Below are 14,129 nucleotides of genomic sequence, written 5' to 3' on the forward strand. Positions count from 1 at the left end.
TCCCTTTGAGACTAATATAGGAAACAAACTTATTAACATTATGTTAGGTGTATTTTCGTTTTCTAAGGGCATTGAAGACGATGCCGAAAAGTCCAAGAAAAACTAAAGGGAGCACAATGTTTATAAGCTGCCACATGGTTTTTGATTGCCCAATTTTTTCTTGATCCAGAAACGCCACATTAATTTCCTTAGAACGAATGTTTATAAGTCCGTTATCGTCCAGAAGGTAATTAACACAGTTTAGAAGAAATTCCTTATTGCCGTACAGTTGCCCAGAGCCTCTGTCGAACCCTAGTTCTAAAGGGCCATTTTTTCCTAATTCGTTTTTAATAACATCGCCATCGGCTATAAGAATCATTTTGGTTGCGATGCTTTGGTCTCTATCGCGATCAAGTGAAAAGGGTTTTATCCTATTAGCATAAGCCGACGTAAATTCACCTTCCAATAAAACCGCCAAATTTTGATTGGGTTTGGTATACTGTTTAGGGTCTGGTTCTGTGGTCGTCATGTCTAGGGTAATCTCTCTAGGCACGCCGTCTGTCCTGCTCAATACCGAGCTTTGTAGTAAAACGGTTTTTTTAACAGCGTTTTTTAAGGTGTCTATTTGGTTGGCAAAATCAAACTTTACCAAATTAATGTTATTAACAATTGGGTGGTCGCCAAGCGGGTTAACCAAAGGAGAATAAAACCAAGGGAACTGTTGAAATCTAGCCTCGCTACCCTCGCCAATGGCCAAGGTTATAGGGGCAGAGTACAGGTCGTTAACCAGTACAGGGTTAATGCGCGCACCGTACTTAAAAAACAAATCGGTAAGGTTTAAATCCCGTGGTGTGGCAATGGCTTTGCCCGAGTTGGTGTACAAACTATCTTGGTCCATGGCAACAGCATCCATTAGCCACAAGCTTTTTCCGCCACCCATGGTGTATTGGTCTAAAACAAACTTTTCGTGTTCTGTAAACGCTTCTGTAGGTTTGGCTGAAATAATTAAGTCGTATTCTTTAAGCGCATCTAAGGTTTTTTTAGGGGCTTGGGCAACACTATCTAGAGTAAACGGGGCAATGTAGTAGTAGTCGCGAATGGTCTTTACAAAGTCGAAAAGGTATTTATCCTCCAGTTGGTTGTTGCCTTTTAGTATGGCAACTTTTTTTCGTTTTGGATGAATTAATTTGCTAAACCCGTCGGCAAAAGCATATTCTAAATGCTGTACCGAGTGGCTTACCAATTCCTGTTGCGACCCGCCCAGCTTATTTTTAATTAAGGGAATTTTTACCGTGGTACCGTTGTAGCTGGCTAGTGCCCAAGGAAAAATAACCTCGTAACTGCTTTTGCCACTCGTTTCGACAGCAAGTTGCATGGGGGTTAAGCCACGCTGGGTTAGCTGTTGGATGTTTTTGTTTTTTGTCGCCTCATCTTCAAGGGGATTGATAAAGCTAAATTTTATCTGCTTATTTTTTGTAGAAAACTCTTCTAATAGCTGCTTGGTTTCGGCTTGAAGGCGTCTAAATTCCGAGGGAAAATGGTCGCTTTCCAGGAACACATCAACAACAATTGGGGTTTTGGCTTCGCTAATAATGTTTAGGGTGGCTGGGTCTAACGTATAGCGGTTGTCCTGGGTAAGATCAAAACGGCCGTAAGCATATTGTCCAACAACATTTAATCCTAAGATAACAAGCACCCAAACAACCAATTTAGGCAAAGGTTTTGTGGCCTTTTTTCGGTTGTTTATTTGCATTGCAGTAATTAGTAAAAAAAGGGCGGTAACACTTAAAAAGTAAATGATATCGCGGGTGTCTATTACACCGCGCCCAATGCTTTTAAAATGGTAGCTAATGCCCAATTGCTCTACGAGGATGCTAGAAATAAGGTCGGCAACCCCTTCAAAACCAATATAAAACAAAAAGCACAAGAAAACGGCTAGGATAAATGCAACAATTTGATTGTTGGTAACTGCCGATGAGAATATGCCCATACTGGTATAGGAGGCCACAAGAAATAAAAGCCCAAAGTAAGCCCCAACGGTGCTTCCTAAATCTAAATTCCCTACGGGATTGCCCAATTGGTGCACGGTAAACACATACAGTAGGGTAGGTGTTAAGGCGATAACAATTAAAATAAAGCTACCTAAAAACTTCCCCAGAACAAGTTTAAACAGGCCAATGGGTTTTGTAAGCAAAAGCTCGAGGGTGCCTTGTTTTTTTTCTTCGGAAAACGAACGCATGGTAACCGCGGGAATAAGAAAAATTAAAATCCACGGCGCTAAAAGAAAAAAGGGCGATAAGCTGGCAAACCCACTATCAATAATATTGAACTCACCTTTAAACAACCATAAAAATAACCCGTTTAGCAGTAGGAAAATGGCAATGACCAAATAGGCTATTGGCGATGCAAAAAACGAATTGATTTCTTTTTTAAGAATGGCAAACATAAACGTTATTTTAGACTGTGAAGTTTATCAACGCTCCAAGCTTCTGGCTTGGTATTAAACAGGGGTTTGGTTTTAGCCCAAACACTTTTAAACAGCGCAGAGTGCCTATAGCGCTCTAAATCGGCCTCGCTTTTCCAATAGCTATAGGTGAAGAATATATGAGGGTATTGTTTGTCGCGGTAAAGTTCTAAAAACATACAGCCTTCAAAATCTCTGATGTGCTGTTTTACGGCTTCAAAATTAGCGAGAAAGGTGTCTGTTTTTAAAGGGTCGAATCCCATTTTTACAATGCGAACTAACATAAATTATTCATTTTTAAAGTTAACGGTAATCGTATCCATTTGGTTTAGTCCCATAAGGGTCGAGGCGCTTCCAGAAGTTTTGCTATTGCTTTTGTAAATGGCAATTTCCAGATAACCAGAGGCATTAAAAACAACCACCCCCTTGCCTTCGTCTTGGCGTTTTTCAATAGGGATGTCGAAGTTTACAATATCGCTGTATTTTTCATGAATTTTTTTAAACATATGGTTTCGGGCATAAATTTCAAAATCCCGCCCCTTTCGAGTGGTTTCAAAAAATCCTTTTTTTATGTTGGTAACCACATTTCCGTAGTTATTAACGTAAACAACACTTCCTATAATCTGATTGTTTTCTTCATTTAAAAACGGGTGCAGATTTTTTATGGGCTTTATTTGGGTTATGGCTTTGCCAATAACCTCCAATGTGCCGCCACGGGCAATGTGGCAAGCCACTTTTACAAACACATCAAGCACAGGAAAACTGCTTTGTATTTTATCGTGTATGTTAATCTCCACAATTTTTTCTGGTGCAATTTCAGCACAAATCATGCTCATAATACCATTGTTGGCACAAATAAAATAATGCCCGTCCAGTTTTAGGGCAATGTGTTTGTTTTCAACCGTTAATTCAGAGTCTATCCCAATAATATGAATGGTACCTTTAGGAAAACTGCTAAACGCGTTTTGAATGATATAGGCCGCCTCGGGAATGTTAAATGGCGATATGGCATGCGAGATATCAACAATTTTAACCTCCGATAGCTCGCTGTATATGGCGCCTTTAACCGCCCCCGCAAAGTGGTCTTTTTCACCAAAATCGGTTGTTAATGTAATTATTGCCATAAAGATTGTTGATATTTTTTTAACTTAACCCAACGTAAAATTGTGTAGCTTTGTTGTAAGGCAAATCTAATAAAACTTAACTGAAAAAATTAATTAAATTGCTTAGCTTTTGAACGAAATCATCATAGAACTTGAAGAGGTATCTCCTAAAGAATTTTTTGGAGCCCAAAATGCCAACATCGAACTTTTAAAACGATACTTTCCAAAATTAAAAATTGTTGCCAGAGGAAACAAAATCAAAGCCTATGGCGATGAGGATTTACTCGAAGAGTTCGATAGGCGCTTTAACATGCTCATGGAGCATTACGTAAAGTATAATAAGCTAGACGAAAACATAATAGAACGGGTGTTAACCAGCCAAAGCAGGGATGATTACGAAACCAGTTCGCAAAGTGGTGAGGTTATTGTTCATGGCGTTAATGGCCGCCTAATTAGAGCGCAAACCGTTAACCAAAGAAAACTGGTTGAGAGCATTCGGAACAACGACATGGTATTTGCCATAGGCCCGGCCGGAACAGGAAAAACCTACACTGGCGTAGCCCTAGCCGTACAGGCGTTAAAAAATAAAGAGGTTAAACGCATTATTTTAACAAGACCGGCAGTAGAGGCAGGAGAAAACCTCGGGTTTTTACCAGGCGATTTAAAAGAAAAATTAGACCCCTACATGCAACCGCTTTACGATGCGTTGCGCGACATGATACCCGCCGAAAAGCTAGCCCATTATATTGAAAACGGTACCATACAAATAGCGCCGTTAGCCTTTATGCGTGGGCGTACACTAGACCATGCGTTTGTTATTTTAGACGAAGGCCAGAACACCACCCACAACCAGATGAAAATGTTTTTAACACGTATGGGAAAAAACGCCAAATTTATGCTAACAGGCGATCCTGGACAGGTCGATTTGCCCCGCCGAACCATTTCAGGCTTAAAAGAAGCTCTTTTGGTGTTAAAGGATGTAAAAGGCGTGGGCATTGTATTTCTGGACGATAAAGACGTGATTCGCCATAAATTGGTTAAAAAGATTATAGAAGCTTATAAAAGTATAGAGAATAGAGAATAAATGAATAATACCATAACACAAACCAACTTTAATTTTCCTGGACAAAAAAGTGTTTATAAAGGGAAAGTACGTGAAGTTTATAATATTAATGACGAGCAATTGGTTATGATAGCCACCGATAGGCTAAGTGCTTTTGATGTGGTTATGCCCAAAGGCATTCCCTACAAAGGGCAAATTCTTAACCAGATTGCTACAAAAATGATGAAGGCAACAGAAGATCTGGTGCCCAATTGGTTAACAGCCACGCCAGACCCCAATGTTGCGGTAGGGCAGTTGTGCCAACCGTTTAAGGTAGAAATGGTGATTAGAGGCTATTTGTCTGGCCATGCGGCTAGAGAATATAAGGCTGGTAAGCGCCAAATATGTGGGGTTGCTATGCCAGAAGGCATGCAGGAAAACGATAAATTTCCACAACCCATAATTACTCCGGCAACCAAGGCAGAAATGGGCGATCATGACGAGGATATTTCGCGAGAAGACATTCTTAAACGCGGTATTGTTTCGGAAGAGGATTATGAAGTTTTAGAAGACTACACCAAAAAACTGTTTCAGCGAGGCACCGAAATAGCCGCCTCAAGAGGTTTGATTTTAGTAGATACCAAATACGAATTTGGAAAAACCAAAGACGGCAAGATTGTGCTTATCGATGAAATTCATACGCCAGATTCTTCGCGTTATTTTTACACCGAAGGCTATCAAGAACGTCAAGATAAGGGTGAAGCCCAAAAACAACTCTCTAAAGAGTTTGTACGCCAGTGGTTAATTTCCAATGGGTTTCAAGGGCTTGAAGGGCAGGTGCTTCCAGAAATGAGCGATGCGTATATTAAAACGGTAAGCGAGCGCTACATAGAGCTATACGAGCATATTACAGGGGAAACGTTTGTAAAAGCCGACGTTTCAAACATTCAAGAACGCATAGAAACACACGTTTTGGCGTATTTAAAACCCTAGTTGTTTAAAAAAACATTCCCCTAGGCTAAAACATAAAGCTTAGGGGAATTGAAACTACAAGTAGAAAGATTTACTTTAATTGCCAAAGGGCACCATTTTTAGTTGAAAGCTTTTCTAGCTTTCCTTCAGAAGTTAACTTATCAAGCATGTTTTCACTCGCTATTCTATCTGTTTCAGAAAGTACAGAAAACTCTTTGGCTGTTAACGATTGATGTTTTGAGAATAAAGCCGCCCAATCTTTTTTATAGGCCGTTTGCTCTAATGCAGGGTTAATTTTTAAAAGGGCCTCTTGGTATTGCTCAAAAGGTCTAGCGCCATATACAATTTCATGGTTTCCAGATTGGTCTACAAAGTACATGGAAGGGAATCCTCTAACGCCGTAGGCTCTGGCTATTTTTAGGTCTTCTTCAAAAAGTTTTTGTGCTTGGCCGTTAAAATCTGCTTTTAATTGTAATGGGTTAAGGCCTACTTCTATGGCTGCAGTTTCTAGGTGCTCCCATTTGGCAATGTTTTGCTTTTTTAGGAAAACCATTTCCCTAATCTCCCTTAAAAATAAAAGAGCTTTTTCTTTGCTTTGTAACTCGGCAGCCTTAAATGCTATTGAAGGCGGGTAAGATGAATGTAAAGGGTCTTCCAGCCAAAGATCGCCATCTATAGGCATGTCGTAATACACACTAACCTCGTCCCAGTGTTCGGCCACATCTGCAGGTTTGCTTATGCCGCCGCTATTATAGCTCCAATTGGGAAGTAGGCCTCCCATTCGGTACTCGATATCTATATGGGAACCGTAGGTTAACTTTAGTTTGCGTAATTGTGGCTCAATACCCCAACAGGAAGAGCATATAGGATCGGTAAAATAAACGATTTTGGTTTTTTCGGTCACGATATTCTCTGCGGTCTCGGCATGGGCGTCCTTGGTTGTAGGCAGTTCGCATAGCCCTTCTTTTGGGTCGCATAGTAAAGGGTTGTCTGTTTTCATGGCTTGTTTTTTTGAGGTTTGGCATCCTGTTAAGATGCTTGTTAAACATAAAATCAATAAAAGTCTCATGGGCATGACTTGTTTTTCAAAACAAAAATATTTATAAAATACAGCTTAGTTACCATAGGTTTCCTTTGGGAAAGTACTTTCCTTTTGGAAACTCACTTAATTTAAGGCTATCTTTGCAGACGCTAGAATGTACAAGATATTATAATGAAAAAAGAAGCTTTTGTAAATAACACGACGGTTTGTAAAATGAAAATACGCGCCATTACCGACACCATGGATTTGTTGTCTGGAAAATGGAAGTTTCATATAATAGGCACCTTGTTAGAGGGCCAGTCGCTTGGCTTTATGGAATTGCAACGCGAGATTGATGGGGTTGGTGCCAAAATGCTTTCAAAAGAATTGAAAGATTTGGAAATGAATAAGTTAATAAGCCGCACGGTTATGGATACCAAACCCATAACGGTAAAATATGCCTTGACCGATTATGGGAAAACACTACGCCCTATTATTGACGAAATTGCCCATTGGGGAGTGGCATACCGCAATACCATAACAAACTAAATTTAGGCTATTTGCCGCCAATGTCTGCTTTTCTATTAGGGTTTGTTAATCTATTTTTTTAAATACCAGCAACTCGTTATCAGGATTAGAAAGCGTTAAGCGGTTATTGCCTATGCTGTAGGTTGTTGTACGCTCTAGAGCAAGGATAAACTCTTGTTCCTTTTTATTGTCTGGCAAACACATTTTTTTTGTGATGGCCATGTTTGTAAAACGAAGCTTGTTTCTTTCTGAAAACAACTTGCCTTTAAAGGTATTACACCCCGTTAATCCCATAAATAAATTTTCGTTGGCGTTTATTTCCATTGATGGTAGCGTTTTTCCGAAGGCTTCTTTGGTAACCGCTTGCCCATTTAGAGTTTCTAAAACCCAAATATCGTGCAACCTGTAGTTGGTAATGTATTGGCCACAGCCCTCTAGTTTGGTAAATTGGGTGGCTTTTCCTTTTTTATAATCTATACTTACCGAATAGGGAAAAGTTTTACCCGACATAGAATTGTTGCAGTCTTTCTGACTAATTTGAATATAAACCTCGGCCAACTCGGTTTGTAAAGCATAGCGCTTAACATTGCTGTCCTGTGCATAATCGGGTGTTGCGTGTGGGGTTAAAATTGAGTCGTTGGGCATTTTAAGCTTAATAATTTTGTCTGTTATGCTTAACTGCCAAAAAGGTTCGGTGCCGTTGGCTTTAAAATAAACGTCTGTTGCTTTGTTTTCCTCGCTTAAGGAGTTGCTGCTTGTTGTATTTTTTGTGTTTGGCGTTTCCTTTGCCGCAGAATCTATTGCTTTAAACCGCAATAAAGGCGCTTCATTAGCCATGAGGGTTAGCTTGCCTTCCAAATCGAAGCTAAAGGCATTTACCTTTTTCATGGCATTTAAAAAGAGACGTTCGCCTTCGCCACAATACATCATGGTAGTTGGTCCAGGAGTGCCAAAAGTAATGGTTGTTTCAGTTAGTTTATAAGGCGCTGTATACCCATTGCAGCTGTTATTGCCTGCTACCTGCTGTGTTTCTTTGTTAAACGTTAGGTAAGGTTTTTTGTTGGGAAATGCTTCTTGAAAATTGGTCTCGGCAAGAAATTCCAGTTCCCAAGTTGTATTGTACAATGCGTCGCTTGTTTGTTTGTCGTTTGAAACACACGATTGTAAAATTAAGGCTAGGGCAAAACATGTAATTGAAACAATTTTTTTCATGGTTTTAGTGTTTTTTTAAGGCGTTGCTTATAGGCTAATATAATAAATATAAAACTTAAGCAGCCGTGCAAGGGGCGATTAAGAGCATGTAGATTTTTGGTTAGAAAAGGAGCTAAAACCCCTGTTTTTATTTGCTTATAGAGGTTTTAAACTGCTGTGGTGTCATCATTTCCATTTTTTTAAACTGGCGGTTAAAGTAGCTGGTGTTGTTAAAGCCTGATTTAAAAGCAATTTCAGACATTCTTAAATGCTGCGACTCCTTGATGAGTTTTTTAGAGAACTTTATCTTTTCAGAATTGATATAATCTATAGGCGATACGCCAAGGGTGTTTTTAAATTTCTTATGAAAATGAGACGTGCTCATACAGGCTTTTTCGGCAAGCAGATCAACGGTAATGTCTTTGTTGGTCAGATTCTCCTTAATGTATTTAATCACCATGCCAATGCGGGTGTCGCTAAAAATATTGTCGGTATGATTAAGTAAAAAAGCCTTGGCCTTGGTTTGTAGCAAGCGTACAATAAGTTCTTGTATCATTAAATCTAATAAAACATCTTTAGAGGTGTTGTTGTTGGTAAAGGTGTAGACCAAGCGTTCGATTAAATGGTTAACATCGGTGTTGTTTATTAAGTGCGAGGCATTGTGGTCTAGGGTCCAGTTGTTGTTTTCGCGTTCAATACTTGTATGGTGATTAAACTTTTCGACCACTTCATCAATTTTAGAGTGGTCAATACCAAGAGCCAGGCATTGTGTGGGCGTCTCTTTTCTGGCCAACGGAAAATCGATAATCATTTCCTTGTTGGTAGGCATAACAACAGATTCGCCAGGGAAAAAATCAAAGGCAGGTAACCCATCAATATGCATCACCTTTTTTCCAGTAAGCATGCTTGCAATAACGGGAAAATCGAACTTTAAAGCTACTTTTTCGGCGTATTCATAAGTTTCAAAAATGTTCAACTCAGCATACTCGGCATTGTATGTGGTTCTGTTTTCTACTAAGGTTGTTAGTTTTCTATGGGCTCTATGGTTTTTTAAAAGATGTTGCATACTCAATATTACAAAAAAAAGCAGCTGTTTTTATTAAGTGTGATAGATATGTTCAACAATTTAATAAATATGTTCAAGATTTTTAGGAATTCATAAAATAACTTTATAAAAATTAAAAAATAAGTCAGTTAAAACCTGTTAACGGTGTCATAATTGTAAAAAATTAAGAATATCTTTACTGGTGTTAATGTTTTGATTTTTAGCAAATTAATAATTTAATTAAAAATATTATGAGTTATTCTAAACCAGAATTTAAAGAAAAGTACGGCAACTTTATAAATGGCGCATTTGTAGAGCCCGTAGGCGACGATTATTTTGAAAACCGATCGCCAATAGACAACAGCTTGATTGCCAAATATCCAAGATCGCAAAAAGAAGATGTAGAACTCGCATTAGATGCTGCAAATGCTGCTAAAGAAAGTTGGGGCAATACCCCGGCAGCAGAGCGGGCCGCTTTGTTGAATAAAGTAGCCGATATTATTGAGGCCAACTTAGAAACATTCGCGTTGGTAGAAACCTGCGACAACGGTAAGCCCATTCGCGAAACCTTAAATGCCGATGTGCCTTTATCTGTAGACCATTGGCGTTATTTTGCGGCTTGTATTCGTGCCGAAGAAGGCTCGGCTACCGAGTTGGATGCCAACACGCTGTCCATGAATATTAAAGAGCCTTTAGGGGTTGTGGGGCAAATTATCCCATGGAATTTCCCATTGTTAATGTTATCGTGGAAATTGCCACCTGCACTAGCCACAGGAAACTGTGTGGTATTAAAGCCCGCAGAGCAAACACCAGCATCGGCAACCTTATTAATGGAGAAAATAGCCGATGTATTCCCTCCGGGTGTGGTAAATGTGGTTCATGGTTTTGGTCCAGAAGCAGGTAAGCCTCTAGCGTCCAGCTCGCGTGTAGATAAAGTAGCGTTTACTGGCGAAACTACAACAGGACAACTTATTATGCAGTACGCTTCTAAAAACCTAAATCCCGTAACAATGGAATTGGGTGGGAAGTCGCCAAATATTTTCTTTAACAGTGTGATGGATGCAGACGATGCTTTTTTAGATAAAGCCATTGAAGGCGCTGTGCTGTTTGCCTTTAACCAAGGCGAGGTGTGTACCTGCCCGTCCCGTATATTGGTGCAGGAGGATATTTACGATAAATTTATGGCGCGTGTAGTGGCTCGTACAAAAGCTATTGTTCAGGACAATCCTTACGATGTGAATACAATGGTGGGGGCTCAAGCCTCTAACGACCAGTACGAAAAAATACAATCGTACATAAATATAGGTAAGGAAGAAGGAGCTAAAGTACTTTGTGGTGGCGAGGCCAATAAAGATGGCGATTTGGCTAAAGGCTATTTCATAAGACCTACCATTTTAGAAGGCCATAATAAAATGCGCGTGTTCCAAGAAGAGATTTTTGGTCCAGTAGTTTGTGTAACCAAATTTAAGGATGAAGCCGAAGCCTTAGAGATTGCTAACGATACCCTTTACGGTTTGGGGGCAGGAGTGTGGACCCGCGACGCGCACCAATTGTACCAAATACCACGTGCCATAAAAGCAGGGCGTGTTTGGGTAAACTGTTACCATGCTTACCCAGCACATGCACCGTTTGGCGGGTATAAAAAATCTGGTTTCGGTAGAGAGAACCACCTTATGATGCTGTCGCACTACCGCCAAACAAAAAACATGCTTATTTCATACGACAAAAATAAATTGGGATTCTTTTAATAGAAGGCGTTGATTAATAGTAGGGCTGAATACTTATGGTTCAGCCTTTTTTTATTAAATTTATAGATATGGAACGCGTAGCAATAACAAAACAGGCAGCAGCAGTTGTAAATCAGCTTAAGGAAAAACATGGCGACTTGATTTTTCATCAAAGTGGCGGCTGTTGTGATGGGTCGGCACCAATGATTTTTGAAAAAGGCGACATGTATCTGGACGAGAGCGATGTGCTTTTAGGGCAGGTGGAAGGGGTTAATTTTTATATGAACCAAGATCAGTTTGCGTATTGGAAACACACCCACCTTACCATAGACATCACCGAAGGGCGTGGTGCTAGTTTTTCGTTAGAAATTCCCTTAGGGCTGCGTTTTATTATAAAATCCAGACTATTAACGCAAGAAGAGGAAAACCACTTTAATAAAAAGCAAACTTAAAAAAACACATGAGTAATTACCACATAAAACATTTAGAAGAATATTATCAAGTTTATCGTAAATCTGTTCGCAATCCAGAAGTTTTCTGGGAAGAAATAGCTGAAGAGCATTTTTTATGGCGAAAAAAATGGGATAAGGTTTTAAGTTGGGACTTTGCTAAGCCAGAAATAAAATGGTTTGAAGGGGCCAAGCTAAACATTACTGAAAACTGCATCGATAGGCATATTTACACCAGAGGAGACAAAACCGCCATTATTTTTGAACCAAACAACCCCGAAGAGGCAACCCAGCATATTAGCTATAGAGAATTGCACGATAGGGTTTGTCGGTTTGCCAATGTGCTAAAAGATCAAGGAGTTAAAAAAGGCGATCGGGTATGCATTTATGTGCCCATGATTCCAGAACTTACCGTAGCAATATTGGCTTGCGCCAGAATAGGTGCAATACACTCTGTGGTATTTGCAGGCTTTTCTTCAAAAGCATTGTCAACACGAATAAACGATAGCGATTGTAAATTGGTAATTACGGCAGACGGCTCGTATAGAGGTGCTAAAACCATAGATTTAAAAGGAATTGTAGACGAAGCATTGGAAAGTTGCCCAGGGGTAAAAACAGTGCTTGTGGCAAAACGCATTAATAGCGCTATAGAAATGAAACCTAATCGCGATTATTGGTTACAGCCGTTATTGGACGATGCCTATCACGATTGTGATCCGGAAATTATGGATGCTGAAGATCCCTTGTTTATTTTATACACCTCGGGTTCTACAGGAAAACCAAAAGGCATGGTACATACCATAGCAGGGTATATGGTTTATACCGCTTATACGTTTAAAAATGCCTTTCAGTACAGAGAACATGATGTGTTTTGGTGTACGGCAGACATAGGTTGGATTACAGGGCATAGCTATATTGTTTATGGGCCTTTGGCCAATGGGGCAACCTCGGTAATGTTCGAAGGTGTGCCAAGCTACCCAGATTTTGGTAGATTCTGGGACATTGTGCAAAAGCATAAAGTAAATCAGTTTTATACCGCGCCAACAGCCATTAGGGCTTTGGCAAAGCAAGGTGCCGAATTGGTTGAGAAATACGATTTGTCGTCTTTAAAAGTGTTGGGGTCTGTGGGCGAGCCTATTAACGAAGAGGCTTGGCATTGGTACAACGATGTAGTAGGGAAAAACAAAAGCCCTATTATAGACACTTGGTGGCAAACCGAAACAGGCGGCATGATGATTACACCCATTCCATTTGTAACACCAACCAAACCAACATTCGCAACTTTGCCCTTTATTGGTGTTCAGCCTGCTTTAATGGATGAGACGGGTAATGAGCTAAAAGGCAACCAGGTAGAAGGACGTTTATGTATTAAATTTCCTTGGCCCGGTATAGCGCGCACCATTTGGGGGAACCACCAGCGTTATAAGGACACCTACTTTTCAACGTTTGAAAACATGTATTTTACGGGCGATGGTGCCCTTCGGGACGAAGTGGGGTATTACCGTATTACCGGTCGTGTAGATGATGTTATTATCGTATCGGGGCATAATTTAGGAACAGCGCCCATAGAAGATGCCATAAACGAACACCCGGCTGTGGCAGAAAGTGCTATCGTAGGTTTCCCGCATGAGGTTAAGGGCTCTGCATTGTATGGCTACATTACTTTAAAGGAAGTAGGCGAGAGCAGGATGCACGATAATTTACGAAAAGAGATTAACCAATTGATATCCGACAGAATTGGCCCTATTGCCAAACTAGACAAAATACAGTTTACCAGCGCCTTGCCTAAAACCAGAAGTGGTAAGATTATGCGCCGCATTTTACGTAAAATAGCAGAAAGAGACACGTCCAATCTTGGCGACATTAGTACATTGTTAAATCCAGAAGTAGTCCAAGAAATACAAGAACGTGCTTTATAAGCCATAGGGCGTGCTATTTTAAAAAAACACCTTATATATTTAAGGTGTTTTTTTATTTTTACATAAAGTATGGCCATGAATTTTAAACCACTGTTAGATTATATTGCCCAATATGTTGCTCTTTCTGAAGAAGAAAGAGATTTTTTGGTTAGCAAACTTAGATACCGAAGGTATTTAAAAGGGCAGTTTATTTTGCAGCAAGGCGATGTTAGTAAAACCGAATGCTTTATTGTAAAGGGGTGTACCAAGATGTTTTTTGTTGATGATGAAGGGCAGGAGCATATTGTTATGTTTTCTATAGAAGATTGGTGGACGTCCGATTTGGGGAGTTTTAGCGCACAAATCCCTTCCGATTTTAACGTGCAGTGTCTCGAAGATACCGAAACCATTCAATTCCACATAGATGTTATCGAGGAGATTTTTGAGCGCATTCCCAAAATGGAACGCTTCTTCAGAAAAATAATCGAAAAAGCCTACGTGTCTTCCCAAAAACGCATTGTTCGTAATTTTAGCATGGCAGCCAAAGCGCGTTATTTGTACTTTAGGGAAACTTATCCTAAAATGGAACGCCGAATACCACAATACATGATTGCTTCGTACTTGGGTATTACAAAAGAGTTTTTAAGCAAGATAAAAAGCCAGCTGGCCTACGATGATTAAGGAGGATTTACAGCCCAAGCCTTAATGTT

Annotated in this window: 13 protein-coding genes; 7 read left to right on the plus strand and 6 right to left on the minus strand. The window is 39.9% G+C overall.

Annotated features, from left to right (window positions below):
* Positions 1–43: 43 nt before the first annotated feature.
* From gldG to IA57_RS10075, 3 genes are read right to left on the minus strand one after another with little or no spacing between them, the layout of a single operon-like run.
* On the minus strand, positions 44–2,425 hold the full coding sequence (gene gldG / locus IA57_RS10065) for a gliding motility-associated ABC transporter substrate-binding protein GldG (protein ID WP_036122793.1): 2,382 nt from the start codon (positions 2,423–2,425) through the stop codon (positions 44–46).
* Positions 2,426–2,430: 5 nt separating this feature from the next.
* Positions 2,431–2,727: a putative quinol monooxygenase gene (locus tag IA57_RS10070; protein ID WP_036122796.1), complete on the minus strand. Its 297-nt coding sequence runs from the start codon at positions 2,725–2,727 to the stop codon at positions 2,431–2,433.
* Positions 2,728–2,730: 3 nt separating this feature from the next.
* A complete protein-coding gene (locus IA57_RS10075) occupies positions 2,731–3,567 on the minus strand; it encodes an SAM hydrolase/SAM-dependent halogenase family protein (RefSeq protein ID WP_036122799.1) in 837 nt (278 codons plus the stop codon).
* A gap of 109 nt (positions 3,568–3,676) precedes the next feature.
* On the opposite strand from IA57_RS10075, the gene IA57_RS10080 reads away from it, so the two are divergent.
* Both IA57_RS10080 and IA57_RS10085 read left to right on the plus strand, forming a co-directional pair.
* Positions 3,677–4,630, plus strand: a complete 954-nt coding sequence (locus tag IA57_RS10080; RefSeq protein ID WP_036122801.1) for a PhoH family protein — start codon at positions 3,677–3,679, stop codon at positions 4,628–4,630.
* Complete coding sequence (locus IA57_RS10085; RefSeq protein ID WP_036122804.1) at positions 4,631–5,581, plus strand: phosphoribosylaminoimidazolesuccinocarboxamide synthase; 951 nt, start codon at positions 4,631–4,633, stop codon at positions 5,579–5,581.
* Positions 5,582–5,651: 70 nt separating this feature from the next.
* Here IA57_RS10085 and IA57_RS10090 read toward each other — a convergent pair whose 3' ends face one another.
* Positions 5,652–6,560 carry a DsbA family protein gene (locus tag IA57_RS10090; RefSeq protein ID WP_036123338.1) on the minus strand — a complete coding sequence of 303 codons (909 nt, stop codon included), beginning with the start codon at positions 6,558–6,560 and terminating at the stop codon, positions 5,652–5,654.
* Positions 6,561–6,773: 213 nt separating this feature from the next.
* On the opposite strand from IA57_RS10090, the gene IA57_RS10095 reads away from it, so the two are divergent.
* Positions 6,774–7,130, plus strand: a complete 357-nt coding sequence (locus IA57_RS10095) for a winged helix-turn-helix transcriptional regulator (protein ID WP_036122807.1) — start codon at positions 6,774–6,776, stop codon at positions 7,128–7,130.
* A 45-nt stretch (positions 7,131–7,175) separates the two neighbouring features.
* Here the strand turns inward: IA57_RS10095 and IA57_RS10100 are convergent, their stop codons facing one another.
* Both IA57_RS10100 and IA57_RS10110 read right to left on the minus strand, forming a co-directional pair.
* Positions 7,176–8,321, minus strand: a complete 1,146-nt coding sequence (locus IA57_RS10100; protein ID WP_051881036.1) for an META domain-containing protein — start codon at positions 8,319–8,321, stop codon at positions 7,176–7,178.
* A 127-nt stretch (positions 8,322–8,448) separates the two neighbouring features.
* Positions 8,449–9,366, minus strand: coding sequence for an AraC family transcriptional regulator (locus IA57_RS10110; RefSeq protein WP_036122811.1), 918 nt, complete (start codon positions 9,364–9,366; stop codon positions 8,449–8,451).
* A 230-nt stretch (positions 9,367–9,596) separates the two neighbouring features.
* On the opposite strand from IA57_RS10110, the gene IA57_RS10115 reads away from it, so the two are divergent.
* The 4 genes from IA57_RS10115 (at position 9,597) to IA57_RS10130 (ending at position 14,100) form a co-directional block, all read left to right on the plus strand.
* Positions 9,597–11,093: an aldehyde dehydrogenase family protein gene (locus IA57_RS10115; protein WP_036122813.1), complete on the plus strand. Its 1,497-nt coding sequence runs from the start codon at positions 9,597–9,599 to the stop codon at positions 11,091–11,093.
* A gap of 68 nt (positions 11,094–11,161) precedes the next feature.
* Positions 11,162–11,524 carry a DUF779 domain-containing protein gene (locus IA57_RS10120; RefSeq protein WP_036123346.1) on the plus strand — a complete coding sequence of 121 codons (363 nt, stop codon included), beginning with the start codon at positions 11,162–11,164 and terminating at the stop codon, positions 11,522–11,524.
* An 8-nt stretch (positions 11,525–11,532) separates the two neighbouring features.
* Positions 11,533–13,440 (plus strand): acetate--CoA ligase, encoded by a 1,908-nt coding sequence (acs, locus tag IA57_RS10125; RefSeq protein WP_036122816.1) that lies wholly within the window; start codon positions 11,533–11,535, stop codon positions 13,438–13,440.
* 75 nt (positions 13,441–13,515) lie between these two features.
* Positions 13,516–14,100 carry a Crp/Fnr family transcriptional regulator gene (locus tag IA57_RS10130; RefSeq protein ID WP_036123349.1) on the plus strand — a complete coding sequence of 195 codons (585 nt, stop codon included), beginning with the start codon at positions 13,516–13,518 and terminating at the stop codon, positions 14,098–14,100.
* Positions 14,101–14,129 lie beyond the last annotated feature (29 nt).

Origin of the sequence: Mangrovimonas yunxiaonensis, assembly GCF_000733475.1 — a bacterium.
GTDB lineage: Bacteria > Bacteroidota > Bacteroidia > Flavobacteriales > Flavobacteriaceae > Mangrovimonas > Mangrovimonas yunxiaonensis.